At 57.8% G+C, this 14,487-nt stretch carries 17 protein-coding genes; 6 read left to right on the top strand and 11 right to left on the bottom strand.

What is annotated here, in order from left to right; genetic code table 11:
* The first annotated feature begins 88 nt into the window (after positions 1-88).
* Positions 89-1,009: a LysR family transcriptional regulator gene (locus IEX44_RS02355; RefSeq protein WP_188688309.1), complete on the top strand. Its 921-nt coding sequence runs from the start codon at positions 89-91 to the stop codon at positions 1,007-1,009.
* On the opposite strand, the gene recX is transcribed toward IEX44_RS02355, so the two are convergent.
* Together recX and recA are read right to left on the bottom strand one after the other, a co-directional pair.
* Positions 1,006-1,533 (bottom strand): recombination regulator RecX, encoded by a 528-nt coding sequence (gene recX / locus IEX44_RS02350; RefSeq protein ID WP_188688308.1) that lies wholly within the window; start codon positions 1,531-1,533, stop codon positions 1,006-1,008. The genes IEX44_RS02355 and recX overlap by 4 nt on opposite strands.
* A gap of 24 nt (positions 1,534-1,557) precedes the next feature.
* Positions 1,558-2,610: a recombinase RecA gene (recA, locus tag IEX44_RS02345; RefSeq protein ID WP_188688306.1), complete on the bottom strand. Its 1,053-nt coding sequence runs from the start codon at positions 2,608-2,610 to the stop codon at positions 1,558-1,560.
* A 281-nt stretch (positions 2,611-2,891) separates the two neighbouring features.
* Here recA and IEX44_RS02340 point away from each other — a divergent pair, with 281 nt between their 5' ends.
* On the top strand, positions 2,892-4,130 hold the full coding sequence (locus tag IEX44_RS02340) for a D-amino acid dehydrogenase (RefSeq protein WP_229678697.1): 1,239 nt from the start codon (positions 2,892-2,894) through the stop codon (positions 4,128-4,130).
* Between the two features lie 11 nt (positions 4,131-4,141).
* Here the strand turns inward: IEX44_RS02340 and IEX44_RS02335 are convergent, their stop codons facing one another.
* Entirely contained in the window at positions 4,142-5,419 is a 1,278-nt protein-coding gene (locus tag IEX44_RS02335) for a DUF1615 domain-containing protein (protein WP_229678696.1), read from the bottom strand.
* Between the two features lie 158 nt (positions 5,420-5,577).
* Between IEX44_RS02335 and IEX44_RS02330 the strand changes: the two genes are divergently transcribed.
* A complete protein-coding gene (locus IEX44_RS02330) occupies positions 5,578-6,381 on the top strand; it encodes a MipA/OmpV family protein (protein WP_229678695.1) in 804 nt (267 codons plus the stop codon).
* Between the two features lie 83 nt (positions 6,382-6,464).
* Here the strand turns inward: IEX44_RS02330 and IEX44_RS02325 are convergent, their stop codons facing one another.
* Positions 6,465-7,043, bottom strand: coding sequence for a GNAT family N-acetyltransferase (locus tag IEX44_RS02325; protein ID WP_188688300.1), 579 nt, complete (start codon positions 7,041-7,043; stop codon positions 6,465-6,467).
* A 457-nt stretch (positions 7,044-7,500) separates the two neighbouring features.
* Here IEX44_RS02325 and IEX44_RS02320 point away from each other — a divergent pair, with 457 nt between their 5' ends.
* Positions 7,501-8,088 (top strand): hypothetical protein, encoded by a 588-nt coding sequence (locus tag IEX44_RS02320; RefSeq protein ID WP_188688299.1) that lies wholly within the window; start codon positions 7,501-7,503, stop codon positions 8,086-8,088.
* Positions 8,089-8,184: 96 nt separating this feature from the next.
* Positions 8,185-8,754: a lipid-binding SYLF domain-containing protein gene (locus tag IEX44_RS02315; protein WP_229678694.1), complete on the top strand. Its 570-nt coding sequence runs from the start codon at positions 8,185-8,187 to the stop codon at positions 8,752-8,754.
* Positions 8,755-8,768: 14 nt separating this feature from the next.
* Here IEX44_RS02315 and IEX44_RS02310 read toward each other — a convergent pair whose 3' ends face one another.
* From IEX44_RS02310 to IEX44_RS02280, 7 genes are all read right to left on the bottom strand, one after another.
* The gene (locus tag IEX44_RS02310) at positions 8,769-9,563 is read right to left on the bottom strand and encodes a sulfite exporter TauE/SafE family protein (RefSeq protein ID WP_188688295.1); all 795 of its coding nucleotides are present in this window, start codon (positions 9,561-9,563) and stop codon (positions 8,769-8,771) included.
* Entirely contained in the window at positions 9,560-9,982 is a 423-nt protein-coding gene (locus IEX44_RS02305; protein WP_188688293.1) for a DUF6691 family protein, read from the bottom strand. The genes IEX44_RS02310 and IEX44_RS02305 overlap by 4 nt, the downstream gene beginning before the upstream one ends.
* A gap of 15 nt (positions 9,983-9,997) precedes the next feature.
* Positions 9,998-10,432 (bottom strand): YeeE/YedE family protein, encoded by a 435-nt coding sequence (locus IEX44_RS02300; RefSeq protein WP_188688291.1) that lies wholly within the window; start codon positions 10,430-10,432, stop codon positions 9,998-10,000.
* A gap of 15 nt (positions 10,433-10,447) precedes the next feature.
* Positions 10,448-10,762, bottom strand: coding sequence for an ArsR/SmtB family transcription factor (locus IEX44_RS02295; protein ID WP_188688289.1), 315 nt, complete (start codon positions 10,760-10,762; stop codon positions 10,448-10,450).
* A 108-nt stretch (positions 10,763-10,870) separates the two neighbouring features.
* Positions 10,871-11,290 (bottom strand): DUF805 domain-containing protein, encoded by a 420-nt coding sequence (locus IEX44_RS02290; protein ID WP_188688287.1) that lies wholly within the window; start codon positions 11,288-11,290, stop codon positions 10,871-10,873.
* Between the two features lie 145 nt (positions 11,291-11,435).
* Positions 11,436-12,230, bottom strand: a complete 795-nt coding sequence (locus IEX44_RS02285; RefSeq protein ID WP_188688285.1) for a transporter substrate-binding domain-containing protein — start codon at positions 12,228-12,230, stop codon at positions 11,436-11,438.
* A 263-nt stretch (positions 12,231-12,493) separates the two neighbouring features.
* Positions 12,494-13,633, bottom strand: a complete 1,140-nt coding sequence (locus IEX44_RS02280; protein ID WP_188688284.1) for a metallophosphoesterase — start codon at positions 13,631-13,633, stop codon at positions 12,494-12,496.
* 263 nt (positions 13,634-13,896) lie between these two features.
* Between IEX44_RS02280 and IEX44_RS02275 the strand changes: the two genes are divergently transcribed.
* Positions 13,897-14,478 (top strand): DJ-1/PfpI family protein, encoded by a 582-nt coding sequence (locus IEX44_RS02275; protein ID WP_188688282.1) that lies wholly within the window; start codon positions 13,897-13,899, stop codon positions 14,476-14,478.
* Positions 14,479-14,487 lie beyond the last annotated feature (9 nt).

The raw sequence follows: 14,487 nt of genomic DNA, 5'->3' as shown, positions 1-14,487 counted from the left end.
ATCGGTATGGCGGACATTGTCGGCAATTGGATTGATCGGATAAAGCAGCTGGTTGATAATTAACTGTTCACTTTTTGTTTACAAATATATGGCTGAACCGCTGAATCTGAACCGGATTGAACTCTTTGCCGCAGTGGCCGAGGCCGGTGGTTTTACGGCTGCCGCAGAGCGCCTGGGGATGACCAAGGCGGGGCTAAGCCAACAGATTGCGCGGCTGGAAGCGCAACTGGGTACAGCCCTGTTTGTGCGTACTACGCGCCGGGTAACGCTGACGGAAGCGGGTGAGACCTTGCTGCGAGATACCGCGCCACTGCTCCAGTCTTTGCATGACAGTGTGGCGCGCTTGAACGGCGAGGTTGCTGTGCCGACCGGTACGCTGCGTATCACCGCGCCAGCGGATCATGCCGCCAGTTTGCTGGCTCCGGCTTTGGCAGCATTTGGCGATCTTTACCCGGATTTACAGATTGATTTGTTGGCAACAGATGAGGTGCTAGACCTGGTCCGGGAGCGGGTAGACGTGGCGATTCGCATGGGCTGGCTGCGTGATTCCAGCTTGCGCGCTACGCAACTGGGGCGGTTTGAGCAATTTGCGGTGGCCTCTCCCGATTACCTCGCGCGTTCCGGGTTGAAGCCGCAACACCCGCGCGATCTGGTCGGGGAGCGCTGGCTGGTATTGAGTTTGTTGTCCGCGCCGCTGACCTGGACTTTTGTGCACCCGGAAGGCGAGAACTGCACGATTCGTGTTCAGCCCGCCATGCGTACAAGCACGCCAACCACGGCTCTGGTACTGGCACAGCATGGTGCGGGGGTGGTGGTGCTGGATGAGGGGACGGTAACGCCGCTCTTAACGGATGGGCGGCTGGTGCGGCTTTTGCCTGAATGGACATTGCCGGCGGGCGGCATGTATGCCGTTTACCCGGACAGCAGGCATGTACCGGCCAAGGTCAGGGTATTTATTGCGTTCTTTCGGGAGTGGCTGGCGGGCAAGCGCCCGGAGCGGGCCACTTAATCGTCGAAGTGATCAGAATCATCTTCACCGCCAACGACGCGGTAAATCACCCCGGTGCTGAAACCGCGTGCAGCCAGGAAGCGTAGTTGTTTGGCGCGCTCTTTGGCGTCTTGCGGAGGCTGGCCAAACTTGCGCAGCCATAGCGCACGAGCGGTCGTGAATTCGTCGGTTTCCAGGTTTTCCAGTGTATTGCTGATGATGTCGCTGGATACGCCTTTCTGTCGCAATTCGGCGACCAGGCGGCGCGTGCCATAGCGCTGGGATCGGTAATGCGCCCATTGCTCGGCAAAGCGCTCATCAGAGAGCCACTTGCGTTGCTGGAAGTCATCCAGCAATTCATCCAGTATTTGTGCATCGGGGCAGTGCGGGCGCAGTTTGGCGCGGAGTTCTGCGCGTGAATACTCGCGACGGGACAGCAATGCCAATGCACGGTTGCGAAAACGTGCCGCGTCAAACACCGCAGCGCCGTCGTTTTCACGATCGGCGCTGTCGGATTCTTCAAACACATCGTCATCAATGTGCATCAGCGTATAGAGCGGTCAGCGTAATCAGATTTCGAGTTCGATCTCGTTATCCTGATTGCCGCCCATTTCGATCTGGGCGCTGGACAGGCCAATCTTCTCGCGGATTTTGGCGACGATTTCCTCAGCCACTTCCGGATTGTCTTTCAGATACTGGCGAGAATTTTCCAGACCCTGGCCGATCTTGTTGCCGTTGTAGCTGTACCAGGCGCCAGATTTCTCCACAATCTTGTGGGTCACGCCATGCTCGACAATTTCGCCTTCGCGGCTGATGCCTTCGCCATACAGAATATCGAAGGTAATGACGCGGAAGGGAGGCGCCACTTTGTTCTTGGCAACCTTGACCTTGGTCTGGTTACCAATCACTTCTTCACCCTTTTTCACCGCGCCAATACGGCGGATGTCCAGACGGATGGAAGCGTAGAACTTGAGCGCGTTACCACCCGTCGTGGTTTCCGGGCTCTGGCCAGGCATCATGGCACCGATCTTCATACGCAGCTGGTTAATAAAGATCACCAGCGTGTTGGTGCGCTTGATGTTGCCGGTCAGCTTGCGCAGGGCCTGGCTCATCAGACGGGCTTGCAGGCCAACGTGCGTATCGCCCATTTCGCCTTCAATTTCAGCCTTGGGGACCAATGCTGCTACCGAGTCGACCACGATGATATCCACGCCGCCGGAGCGCACGAGCATGTCAGCGATTTCCAGTGCCTGTTCGCCGGTGTCCGGCTGGGAAATCAGCATGTCGGAAACATTGACGCCCAGTTTTTGCGCGTAGATCGGATCCAGTGCATTTTCAGCATCGATATACGCGGCAGTGCCACCAAGTTTCTGGATTTCTGCGACCACGTGCAGGCACAGCGTGGTTTTACCGGAGGATTCCGGCCCGAAGATTTCAACAATACGGCCACGCGGCAAACCGCCCACCCCCAGGCCCAGATCCAGGCCCAAAGAGCCCGTGGAGACAACCTGCAGATCGTTTTCGATCTGGTTATCGCCCATCTTCATGATGGCGCCCTTGCCGAACTGCCGCTCGATTTGTGCCAGTGCTGCGGCAAGCGCCTTGCTCTTGTTGTCATCCATGACGATCGACCTGTAGAGAGAAATATGTGGTGGGCGGATTATAGAACAATTGTTCTACAGAAGAAAAGCGTCGGGGATAGCCGGTGTGCATTTACATCTTTGAAAAAAACGCTGCAAATGCGCTATGACCGCGTCAAGCCTGATTGCGCTGCGGCCTGGCCGGGATCAAGTGTGATTGTAACCGGTCGACGCCCAACGCCAGGATACATGCATAATTGCGCCTTTGACGCAGGAGGGCGGGGCGGATGCGGGTGGTCGTGTTGGGGGCAGGCATAGCAGGCGTGAGCTCCGCGTGGTTTCTGGCGCAAGCCGGACACGAGGTGACGGTCATTGAACGCGAGCCCGGCCCCGGTCTGCAGACCAGCTTTGCCAACGGCGGCCAGATTTCCGTGTGCCACGCCGAACCCTGGGCCAATCCCAAAGCGCCCTGGAAAATCCTCAAATGGCTGGCGGAAGAAGATGCGCCGCTGCTGTGGCGCCCCAAAGCTGATCTTGACCAATGGCGCTGGGGGCTGCGGTTTTTGCGTGAATGCACACCGGCGCGGGCGCGGGCCAATCTGAAGAATCTGGTCCGCCTTGGCTTGTATAGCCGCGCACAGTTGCAAAGCCTGCGTGCCGACACCGGTCTGATCTATGACGCGTTGACTCGCGGCATCCTCCATTACTACACCGATGAGCGTGAGTTTGCCGCTGCCATGCCGGCTGCAGCACATATGCGGGAAACAGGCCTGGATCGGCAGATCAAGTCTGCGGCGCAATGTATCGAGATCGAACCCGCACTGGCCTACGCCCGTAAAACCATTGTCGGTGGTACCTATACACCCAGTGACGAATCTGGCGATGCCCACAAATTCACTCTGGCGCTAGCCGAGCGTGCCGCAGCCAAGGGCGTGACGTTCAGATATGGCACGCAAGTACTGCACCTGGATAGCGAAGAAAGCTGTGAGGTGAAGGGCGCGCAGTTACGTTGGCAGGATGAAGATGGCCTCTGGCAGACGAGTCGCATCAAAGCGGATGCGTACCTTGTTTGCATGGGCAGTTACAGTCCGCACTTGCTCAAGTCGGTGGGTATTACGCTGGATGTGTACCCGGTTAAAGGCTATTCGATGACCATTCCGGTTCGCGCCGGTGATCATGCACCTGAGGTCAGCCTGACCGACGATGGCCACAAGCTGGTGTTCTCAAGGTTGGGCGATCGTTTCCGCGCGGCGGGTACGGCAGAGCTGAATGGTTATGATCTGAGCCTGAATCCTGTTCGTTGCGCCGCGTTATTAAAACGTACGCGAGAGATTTTTCCGCATGCAGGCGACTATGCCAACGCCAGTTTCTGGGCTGGATTACGTCCCGCGACACCGGGCAACCTGCCATACATAGGCCGTACGCGGTTCCCCAATCTGTTTGTGAATACCGGACATGGCACCCTGGGTTGGACTGAAGGCGCGGGCGCGGGCCATGCCGTTGCGCAGATCATCAGCGGCCGGGTACCGGACCTCAACTACCCGTTCTGCAGCGGCTTATAAGCTGTTGTCGTTCATCGAGCGTTGTCCAGACGCCCCAGACAATCCTGATAGCGGCCGTCCACCCGCTGGGCGAACCAGGCCGTCGTGAGTTTACGTGTGATCTTGGGGCTGATCAGCCGGATTTGCGGCAGCGCAGCCCGCGGCAACGGTTTGCCGGCAGTTTTGTCGGCTAGCGCAAAGACCCGCGTGTAAGTCGCCGTCTTTTCAAATGCGGCGTAACGTTCCTGGCGGATATCGGCCAGCATTTGCTGGCGCGACAAGCCCAGTTTGCCAGAGAGCGAAAACAGTGCGCGCTGGCTGTCAGTCACCGTGTTGGTTGGCACGGCGCCGTTGTAGCTCATCAGATAGCCATCCGGCGTGAGCTTCTGGCCGGTGATCTTCGCCAGTGCCAGTTGCATCGCTGCACTGCGACTGGCGTAACGACCTGCGTTGTAGTCGGCAAAGCGGTAGATCATTTCCGGGTAACTGGTCGGGTATTGCAACAAATGCGCAGTGCCAAAATAGACGCTGCCGCGCCGCGTAAACACTTCATCACGCAGGCTGCGCTGTATTTTGTATGGATAAGGCCAGACTTGCACGTGCCCCTTGGCAAAATCGACCCCGACTTGCATTGGCCCACCCGTACGGATGGGGTTGTCATCGGCAAACAATTTGGGGCCAAACGGTAACTCGGTGATCATGTCTTCGAACAGCGCATTCATTTGCCGCTCGGTTCTAAGGGCATCAATGCGTTCGTTGTAGCTACGGCCGTCTGGCGAGGTTTTGGCAAAGGCCGCCTGCACAACCAGACGCGGCACTCCGAATTTGTGAATGCGCTTGTCGATTTCTTTCCAGACAATCTCATTGAGGCCAGGCACCACCGGGTCACTCTGGAAACTCGATTCCTGCGCGATCACGGCGATGGAAGCGCAGAAATACGAGGGCGAATAGGGAATCTTCAGCGTGCTGAACGCGGTGAAGATGTCAGTCGACCAACCTGCACGATCCGGAATACCGGTTGGCAACAGCGTATTGAGCAATGTGCGGCCGGCCGCATCACCAGCGACGGCCTGATTGGGTTGCAGTGGCGCAGGGGTTGGCACGGGCGTCATCGCTGACGGGGCAGAGGCTTGCGGCGCAACAGCGGGGAGCGATGCGGGTACAGGCGCGGGCATGACCGCTGACGCCGCTTGCGGGACAGAGGCCTCAACGGGCTCCGGCACGGGCTCGATAGCCATGACAGGTTCATCGGCCGCCAGCACGCGGGGTGTAATCAGGGTGGCAGCAAGCCAGAGCAAAGCGGTTCGCACGGTGCGGTCAGACAAAAATCAAAGAAGCGAAGCGTACCAAACTTGTCTGCAATCAACCATGATCGGGGTCTATTTCAGCGAAATCATATTGTTTGGTTTGTGAGTTAGGCATTTCGCGTCTTCAATACAGTGTCATCCCTTATCTGGAGCACGCTTCGATGCGCAGTCTGGCCGGCTGGAAAATCCTGTTGGTGAGTTTGTCTCTATTGATGTTGGCCACGTTTGCGCGGGCGTTTGATTTACCGCAAATGCCCAATATGGTGGGCGTGGGGGTGGGGATAACCACGCAGTGCAGTGGCTGCAAAGACACGATGGTGGGGGCCGTGCCGGGCGTGGAGTATCACGGCAATGGTTGGCTGCTGGAGTGGTATGGGCCGTATGCGCAGATTGATTTCGGTGAGCCGGGATCACATTTCCGCTGGGGCCCGGCGCTGTCGGTCAAACTGGGTCGCAGCGATCTGGACGACCCGGTGCTTAAGCGCCTGCCGGAAATCAACACCACCCTGGAAGGCGGCGCTTTTGTCGGCTACGAGCTTTATCAGTCTGGCGATATTCCTTACCGCGTACGCTTGTACGCCAATGTGTTGACCAATGCCGGTCAGGTGTATGACGGCGTACGGGGTGCGTTCTTCAGTTCTGTCTGGGTGCCGGCGTCACAGCGTTTGCTGCTGGGCGGCGGTGCGGGTTATGCCTGGGCCAGCCAGAGTTTCATGAATACGTATTACGGGATTGATGAGGCGGCCTCGCAAGCATCCGGATTGCCCATGTTCACAGCGCATCGCGGTAATCAGCAGGTGTACGGTTGGTTGGGCGGTATTTATAAAATCGACAATCACTGGGCAGTCGGTGCCGCGGTGATTGATCAGTACTTGATTGGATCGGCAGGGAATTCACCCATCGTCACCGAGCGTGGTACGGCTAGCCAACTCACCTATGGCGTGGGCGTGGGATATATGTGGTAGTGGGGGATAGCACTCCATATCGACCTTCTACCGGTCAGTAAATAAAAAAGCCAGCCTGATACGGCTGGCTTTTTGATGGCGCCTTATGCCTGCTGCACGGAGGCAGTGCTGATTGCGGACGGGTTGAATTCTGCAGCCAGCAAACTCAGCAGGACCAATGGGTGATACTGGTTGTTCCAGTAACCGGCTTCGCGCTGCTGACCTTCAATCACGAAGCCCAGTTTGTCCAGCACCTTGAGCGAGCTGGCATTGTGCGGATGCACTCGCGCTTCGATCCGGTTCAAGCCAAGGTTGGCAAACAGCCAGCCCAGCATGGCAGCGAGGGCTTCGCGCATATAGCCTTGTTGCCAGGCATCGCGCGCCAGTTCGTAGCCAATCTGGCAGTTACGCCAGCCCCTGTCCCATTTGAAGAAACCGCATGACCCCAGTAGACGCTGATCACTTTGTCGCACGATGGCCCAGCGCATCCCGGGGACGGCTTGTTGTGGCGCAGTCATGAAGGCTTGCAGGATTTTCTCTGCATCGTCCAGGCACTGGGCAGGGTTGGAACCAAACCAGCGCATGGCTTGCGCATCGCTGTGGATGGCAAACAGTTCGGCGGCGTCGCTGGCTACGAACGGGCGCAACAGCAAGCGATCGGTCTTCAGCTGGGGAAATTCCATGGGCGCAACTCTGTGGTTGGGCAGATCACTATGCCATGCCCCGCACCTGTTTAGCGTACGGGCCGGGTAACAGCTTGTGCGGCGTGACAGCGCTGGCAGCGGGTGTCTGACAAGACGATGCCTTCTCCCCAGAGGGAGCGCATCTTGCGTGAGCGGTGCGATGAACGCGGCAACAAGTAACAAGGTCTCTGCGCCTGCGTCTCGGGCGGACAAACCGGCGGGTCGACTCGGCGCGACGGGCCGTTTTGAGTAGCGTTCCAGCCAAAACGGAGATATCTGGTCTCCAGGTCTTGGTCAATTTCTGGAAAAACAGTTGAAAGTAATAGTCGCGAATACGTCAGCGTTTTCTATGATGGAGCATGCCAGTACCACCCTGTACCTGGCAGTCGGTGTGCAGGTGGGGATTACCGTAACCGCCACGTCATAACTCAAACTTGTTTTCCGGAGATTGTCTTTCATGAAAAAACGTATGCTCCTGACCGCCGTGGCGCTGGCCACAATGACCCTGAGCTTCGGCGTTTATGCAGCCGATACCGCATCCCAGCCTGAGATCAAAGCGGTCAAGGCCGGTGAAGCCTCGATTCATGGTTCGGGCACGATTACCGCCATCGACAAGGAAAACCGTGTCGTGACCATCAAGGGCGACCGTGGCAATGTGTTTGATCTGACGGTTGGCCCTGATGCCAAAAACTTTGATGCGCTGAAAGTGGGCGACCGCGTCAACGCTGAATACCGTCGTGCTATCGCGTTGGCGCTCAAGAAAGGTGGAGCAGGTATTCGCGCGGACGTCGAAAGCACCGCGTCGACCTCTGCGGCCAAGGGTGAACAACCGGGCGGGGCAGTGGCTCGTCGTCAGACCATCGTGGCCAACGTGATCAGCGTGGACAAGAAACACAACACGATCCGCGTCAAGGGTCCGAAAGGTCGCGTAGTGGATGTAGAGGTGGACGATCCGGATGTCATGCACCAAGTGAAGAAAGGTGATCAGGTGGTCGCCGTGGTCACCGACGCCCTGGCGATCTCTGTGACGCCAGCTGCCAAGTAACGGCAAGCAGTGTCTTGAGTCAACGCGGACCGGCTGTCTCAGGCCGGTCTGCGTGATTGAACCTTGATTGCATGGCCCGAGGGCTGGGAGTAAGGGATGAAAAGCAGGATGTCGGGATGTGTGCGCTGGGTTGCCGTGCTGCTGGTCGCGCTGGGTTTGTCAGGCCCGGCGCAGGCTACGACGGGATCAAATGTGCTCGAAAAGCGCCACACTGTGGATCTGAACGCACGTGATTTGATCGACAAGCTTGAGAAAGCCGATCCAGATGCAAAAGCAAAGATTGACCAGAGCGCGGGTTATGCCGCGTTTACCAATGGCGGGATGGGCATTTTGCTGCCGGGCGGTTTTGGTACAGGCGTGGTGCAAAAACCCGGTTCTGACAAGAGAACCTACATGCGCATGTTCCACTCACCCTCCGGTTGGGGTTTGGGCATCAAAACCTACAGCGTGATATTTGTCTTTGAGACCCAGGAAGGCCTGGATAGCTTTCTCGCGCGTGGCTACGTGTTGAGCCAGTTCGCAGTGGATGCCTCAAAGAGCGCGGGCAAGGCCGAAGCGGAAGTCATGCCGGGTGTGTGGATGTATCAACTGGATGCCAAGGGCAACCTGGCGCCGGAACTCACCGGTAAAGGCGTGAAGTTCTATCTGGACCAAGAATTGAACTGAACAGTTTGACGCGTTCACAGGCCGGTGGCACGCCAGAGCATGCTGCCGGCCACCAGCAAGACCATCAATGCAAAGCCGCGCTGGATCATCCATCCGGACAGCCGCGCCGCAAGAATCCTCCCTGGTACCATGCCCAGAACCAGTGCGCCCAGAAAGGGCCATAACACGGCCGTTGGCAGTTGGCCGCCGTGTATCAGCGTTGAAAGCACCCCGGAGATGCCAGTCAGTGCAATCACGAGCAGGGAGGTCGCGACAATCGACTGCAGCGGCAGGTTGGTAAGCCGCCGCAACGCGGGGACGATGACAAAGCCGCCGCCCACGCCCAAAAGCCCCGTGAGCAAGCCCGTCAGCACGCCAACCTGCGCCACTAGCAACAGGGTGAGCGGGGTCCAGATCAGTCGTCCCGTCACCGGGTCGACCTGGCAGCGAGCAGCATGCTGCGGTTGATCCCGTTGGCGGGATGCATTGCTCCAGGCACGCCACGCGACGATCAGCATTACGCAACCAAATAGACCTGCCAGCCAATGTGCGGATACGCGCACCGCCAGCCAGCTACCGACAAAAGTCATGGGCATGGCGCAAAGCGCAATCAGTAGTGCTGCCCGGTAGCGCACCAACCCATGCCGGAACCCTTCCAGCGCACCCACCGTGGCACCACTGGCCACCGCAATGAGGGCCACCGGCGCAGCTTCATGAACTGTCCAGCCGAGACCGTTCACAAGGGCTGGCACCGCCAGAATGCCGCCACCGGCACCGGTCAGCCCCAGCACGGCACCGACCAGCACGCCCAGGATCAAGGCCAGCGTCATGTCCGGGTAATCCGGTGGGCAAAGAGCTCATACAAAGACATGCCGGCCAGCATCGCGACAGTAAACGCGATGCCCTGGGGGATACCTGCCCCCACCAGAACCAGTGCAGGTCCCGGACAAATGCCCGCTAATCCCCAGCCCGCACCAAAGATCAACGCGCCCAATAGTAGTGGCTTGTCGATGTGGGTTTTCCGGGGCCACTGGAATGGATCACCCGTAACGGCCTGCGTTCGCTTGCGGGCCAGCCGGAACAAGGGCAACGCGACGGCAATTGCGCCTCCCATGACCAACGCGAGGGATGGATCCCACAAGCCCGCCAGATCAAGAAACCCGGTCACCTTGGCCGGGTTGGCCATACCGGACAAAATCAGCCCTAGCCCGAAAACCAGTCCGCTTAGCGCGGCAAACAAAATGCTCATGATGTTTCTCCGCGCTTAATGCAATCCATGCTGGAACAACCAGACGGTCACGAAACCGACGGCCATGAAAACGAGCGTGGCCACGAGCGAGCGGGCAGACAAACGCGACAACCCGCATACGCCATGCCCACTGGTACAGCCTGAACCCAGCCGCGTGCCCAGTCCGACCAGCAATCCTGCTATGACCAGCAAGACGCTTGATGCATTGATCTGGATTCCCGGCAGTACCCCGAATCCGCGCCATAACCACGGTGCCAGAATCAATCCGGCAACAAAGGCCCAGCGCCAGGTATTGGTGCGTTCCGGTTTGTTAAAGAACATCCCGCCAAGGATGCCGCTAATGCCTGCGATTCGGCCATTGAGCAAGAATAATCCGCCCGCAGCCAGCCCGATCAATGCACCGCCCGCAAGGGCAGACCATGGTGAAAAATGAAGCCAGTCTATGGTCATGTTGTGAGTACTCGTTCAATCCATCGTAGTAGGGCAGTAAAGGGTATAGAGCGTGCCTAGCAAGGTGAGAACGCGGTCGTCCGCGACGCTGTAGTACATCTGCTTGCCTTCCCGTCGGGTGCTGACCAGGTTTTCCTGCCGCAATACGCCCAGCTGTTGCGAGAGCGAAGGCTGATGCAGGTCGAGCAGGCTTTCCAGTTCGCTGACGGATTTTTCGCCCTGGCTGAGCATGCACAGCAACAGTAGACGATCAGGGTTTGCCAGCGCGCGCAGCGTGGCCGTAGCGGCCAGCGCGCCCTTGCGCATGGCCTCGTGAGAGGGTGGGGTCATGCCGGCATGTTGTTCAGGTTATCTTCAATATGTAAAATTATATTATATAAAAAAATATAATATAAGACGCAAAGAGTGCGGCAATCAACAATCATGGATCGCACCCGATTAATGTTGATGATGATGAAATGGCGGGATTGGCGGTTCTGGTTCATCAAAGTCCAGCCGGGGGGAGGGGCCGAAACGATTGGTGCCCGGTGAACTTTGTTGCAGCATGAAAACCAGCAAGATAATGCTGCCCACAATCGGCAGCAACACCATGAATAGCCACCAGCCGGTATGGTCGCCGTCGTGCAGGCGCCTGACGGCCACGGCCAGAGACGGGATCAATACAGCCAACCCGTAGATGGTGCCGAGGATGCCGATACTGCCCTCAGGCGTGAGGATGAAAAAACCAAACAAATGGTCCGCTACGCGCAAGATCAGGTTGATGATCAGATTGCACAGCGCAAACATCCAGAATTCCTTGCGCCGGGCGCGCCCGGTAAAGCCGGTGTAGTTCTGTAATACGGCTACATACCAGTTCATGCTGGTGTCTCCTGTGCATCTTCAGGTTTTATAGCCAAAGATTGCCAGGAATATCAGCTAGAAAAGAAACCGAAGCACAGAGAAGAAAAGCAATGAAAACGGTGCGGGCAACTGACCCGCACCGTGTACTGCAAACGATGCCGGTTTACCTGGCTGTTGCAGTCTTGATAACGGTGATCTGGGTATATTGATGCGCAATGCGATCCAGCGTGCCGTCAGCCTTGAGTGCCTTGAGCGCGTCGTTGATCTGCTGATGCAGGGCGGTGTCGCTCTTGCGCAAACCCAGACCCATGCCGGTGCCGAACAGCGCGTTATCCTGCAGCGGGCCGCCGGCAAAGCTATAGCCGTTTCCGAACGCCGTTTTCAGAAAGCCGGTATAAGCCGCCTGAGAATCCTGTAACGAGGCATCGATCTTGCCAGAGATCAAATCCAGGTAAACCTTGTCCTGGGTTGGATACTGCACCAGCGTCACGCCATACGGTTCAAGATGGGCTTTGGCCCAGGCATCTGACACCGAATCCTTCAGCACGCCCACGCGTTTGGCCTTCAAGGCCGCAGGAGTGGGTTGCAGGTTACTGCCCCTGGCTGCTACCAGCTGGACCGGCACGCTGTACATCGGGTCTGTAAACGTAATGCTTTTGGCCCGTTCTTCGGTAATGTTGAGCGAAGAACCAATCAGATCAAAGCGTGCCGTCAACAGACCGCTGATCAGTTTGTCGAAAGGGGTTTCTACCCAGCTGCACTGGGCATCAAGCTTTTTGCAGACTGCGTTGAGGATATCGATATCCAGACCCTGCAGCTTGCCGGCTGCATTCTTGGAAGCAAACGGCGGGTAGGCCGTGTCGATGCCAATGCGGATGGCCGGCCCCTTGGCCGCCATCACCATGCTGCTGCCGCAGGCGAGCAGGAGTGCAAGCACAAGTGACTTGTGCACCTTCATGTGTCTCTCCGTCTGGTACGCGTAATTCAAATTGAGCTGGAAGGATCTGAACCGGATGGGTTCGATCTGGTTATTTTTCTATGCAAATCGCATGGGGGCGCTACTCTGGCAGGAGTGATACCGCATCGCAAGACCGTTTGTCCCCAAGGGCCAGAACGCCCTGAAAAACGGTCAAATTGCATGAAAGTCAGCAGACGGATGGCCATAAATGCATGTGGCCACCCGGAGGTGGCCACTGCACAGTCATACGTCTTCAAACAGCTTCAGGTTGCCGATACCAGTCGCACCCGTGTGATCTCGGATGGGGCGCCAAAACGCTTGGGTGGGCCCCAGTAACCCGTGCCACGGCTGGTATAGACCCATAACCGGTTCAAGCGGTTCAGGCCCGCTGTAAAGGGTTGTTGAAAGCGCACAAACAGATTCCACGGCCAGAATTGCCCGCCGTGTGTGTGACCGGACAATTGGAGGTCGAACCCGGCTTCATCCGCAGCGACGGCTGACCGGGGCTGATGCGCCAGTAATACGCGCGCGCCGGCATTCTCTGGCGCGCCGGCCAGCGCAGCTTGTGGATCGCTGCGCTGATCAGCATTGAAATGATGCGCCGTGTAGTCGGTGACCCCTGCCAGTACCAGTGGTGCACCGTCGTGATCCAGCACCACGTGTTCGTTGATCAACACGTTGATGCCCAGACGCCGCAGCTCAGCGGTCCACTCATCTGCGCCCGAGTAATACTCATGATTGCCGGTCACAAAGTAAGCACCATAGCGTGCTTGCAAGCGGGCCAGCGGCGCCGTGTGGGGGGAGAGATCCGCGACGCTCCCATCGACCAGATCACCGGTTACCGCAATGACATCGGGCTGGAGCGCGTTCACTTTGTTGACGATGGCATCCAGATAGCGACGTTTAATGGTTGGGCCAACGTGGATATCGCTGATCTGCACAATCGTGAACCCGTTAAGTGCGGCAGGCAGGTTATCCAGCGGTACATCTACGTGAACCACGCGGGCGCGGCGGCGGGCATTGGCGAAGCCAATCGCGCTGGCCAGTAAGGCCAGTACCGGGACAACCACCGCAGATGCGCTTTTCAGCGCAGCAAACTGCGTAAGCGGCAATGCCAGATAGCCAATCAATAACACCGGTTCACGCAGGAGCGTGAGCACAAACAACGACGAGAACAGGCCCATGGCCAGGAGGCCGACCCATGCCAGCCGATCAGAGAGCGGCTGGCTGGAAATACCGCGCGCAATCAGTCCTAGCGGCAGTAACAAGGTGGAGAGCACCAACCAGACAACGCCGGCCGTGATGACTGCCGGCCCAAACGGCAAAGCCGGCAGCAAGCGCAAACCAATATAGATATGCAGCAGTGCAACCACACTACTTGCAAACAGCAAACGACGACGCATGAATTCACTCCGTAAACGTCAGCACTGACAAGCCGAACTTGCCGTATCTGTTGTAGATGGAGGGGTAGAGAGGCAGATTCAAGCGTCATGCTTGCTGGTTGAAGGAAGTGTGTGAGGAGGGGCTTGGGCAGGAGCCCGTTTTTATCCGGTTCTGATAACCAGACTGGGCAAAAAGCGGCCATGCGGCGAGGGCGCGGTTTGTGTACTAGCTTGAAGCCAGAGCAGCGGCGTTTGCCGTCGGTGCGATTCTGCGGAGAGTCATCATGGGTGCAAAAAAGATTCTGGTTCTGGCGGGCGACTACGTTGAAGACTATGAGCTGATGGTGCCATTTCAAGCGCTATCGATGGTGGGTCACACGCTTGACGTGGTATGCCCGGGCAAGAAATCCGGCGAGCAGATCCGTACCGCTATCCATGATTTTGAAGGTGATCAGACATACAGCGAGAAGCGGGGTCACAATTTCACCCTCAACGCCACTTTCAGTGAAATCAATGCGGCTTCGTATGATGCCTTGTTGATTCCCGGTGGGCGCGCGCCCGAATATATCCGGCTGAATCAGGCGGTGCTGGAGGCCGTGCGCCATTTTGCCAAAACCGACAAACCCATCGCGGCAATCTGCCACGGCGCACAACTGCTGGCCGCAGCCGGGGTACTCGAAGGACGCAGCTGTTCTGCGTATCCGGCCTGCGCACCTGAAGTACGGCTGGCGGGGGGCAAATATGAAGAGGTCGAGATCACGGCTGCGCACCGGGATCGCAACCTTGTAACCGCGCCCGCCTGGCCTGCACACCCTGCGTGGCTGGCGCAGTTTCTGGATGTCCTGGGTACGCGTATTACGCTCTAACTATCAAGC

It is taken from the genome of Silvimonas amylolytica, assembly GCF_014645555.1.
GTDB lineage: Bacteria > Pseudomonadota > Gammaproteobacteria > Burkholderiales > Chitinibacteraceae > Silvimonas > Silvimonas amylolytica.
Note: the sequence above shows the minus strand (reverse complement) of the source record. Positions and strands in the feature narration are given on the sequence as shown.

Excerpts from the sequence above, each read along its gene's own strand:
- IEX44_RS02355 (WP_188688309.1), top strand. The coding sequence starts at position 89 with ATGGCTGAACCGCTGAATCTGAACCGGATTGAACTCTTTGCCGCAGTG.
- recX (WP_188688308.1), bottom strand. The coding sequence starts at position 1,533 with ATGCACATTGATGACGATGTGTTTGAAGAATCCGACAGCGCCGATCGT.
- recA (WP_188688306.1), bottom strand. The coding sequence starts at position 2,610 with ATGGATGACAACAAGAGCAAGGCGCTTGCCGCAGCACTGGCACAAATC.
- IEX44_RS02330 (WP_229678695.1), top strand. The coding sequence starts at position 5,578 with ATGCGCAGTCTGGCCGGCTGGAAAATCCTGTTGGTGAGTTTGTCTCTA.
- IEX44_RS02325 (WP_188688300.1), bottom strand. The coding sequence starts at position 7,043 with ATGGAATTTCCCCAGCTGAAGACCGATCGCTTGCTGTTGCGCCCGTTC.
- IEX44_RS02320 (WP_188688299.1), top strand. The coding sequence starts at position 7,501 with ATGAAAAAACGTATGCTCCTGACCGCCGTGGCGCTGGCCACAATGACC.
- IEX44_RS02315 (WP_229678694.1), top strand. The coding sequence starts at position 8,185 with ATGAAAAGCAGGATGTCGGGATGTGTGCGCTGGGTTGCCGTGCTGCTG.
- IEX44_RS02310 (WP_188688295.1), bottom strand. The coding sequence starts at position 9,563 with ATGACGCTGGCCTTGATCCTGGGCGTGCTGGTCGGTGCCGTGCTGGGG.
- IEX44_RS02305 (WP_188688293.1), bottom strand. The coding sequence starts at position 9,982 with ATGAGCATTTTGTTTGCCGCGCTAAGCGGACTGGTTTTCGGGCTAGGG.
- IEX44_RS02300 (WP_188688291.1), bottom strand. The coding sequence starts at position 10,432 with ATGACCATAGACTGGCTTCATTTTTCACCATGGTCTGCCCTTGCGGGC.
- IEX44_RS02295 (WP_188688289.1), bottom strand. The coding sequence starts at position 10,762 with ATGACCCCACCCTCTCACGAGGCCATGCGCAAGGGCGCGCTGGCCGCT.
- IEX44_RS02290 (WP_188688287.1), bottom strand. The coding sequence starts at position 11,290 with ATGAACTGGTATGTAGCCGTATTACAGAACTACACCGGCTTTACCGGG.
- IEX44_RS02285 (WP_188688285.1), bottom strand. The coding sequence starts at position 12,230 with ATGAAGGTGCACAAGTCACTTGTGCTTGCACTCCTGCTCGCCTGCGGC.
- IEX44_RS02280 (WP_188688284.1), bottom strand. The coding sequence starts at position 13,633 with ATGCGTCGTCGTTTGCTGTTTGCAAGTAGTGTGGTTGCACTGCTGCAT.
- IEX44_RS02275 (WP_188688282.1), top strand. The coding sequence starts at position 13,897 with ATGGGTGCAAAAAAGATTCTGGTTCTGGCGGGCGACTACGTTGAAGAC.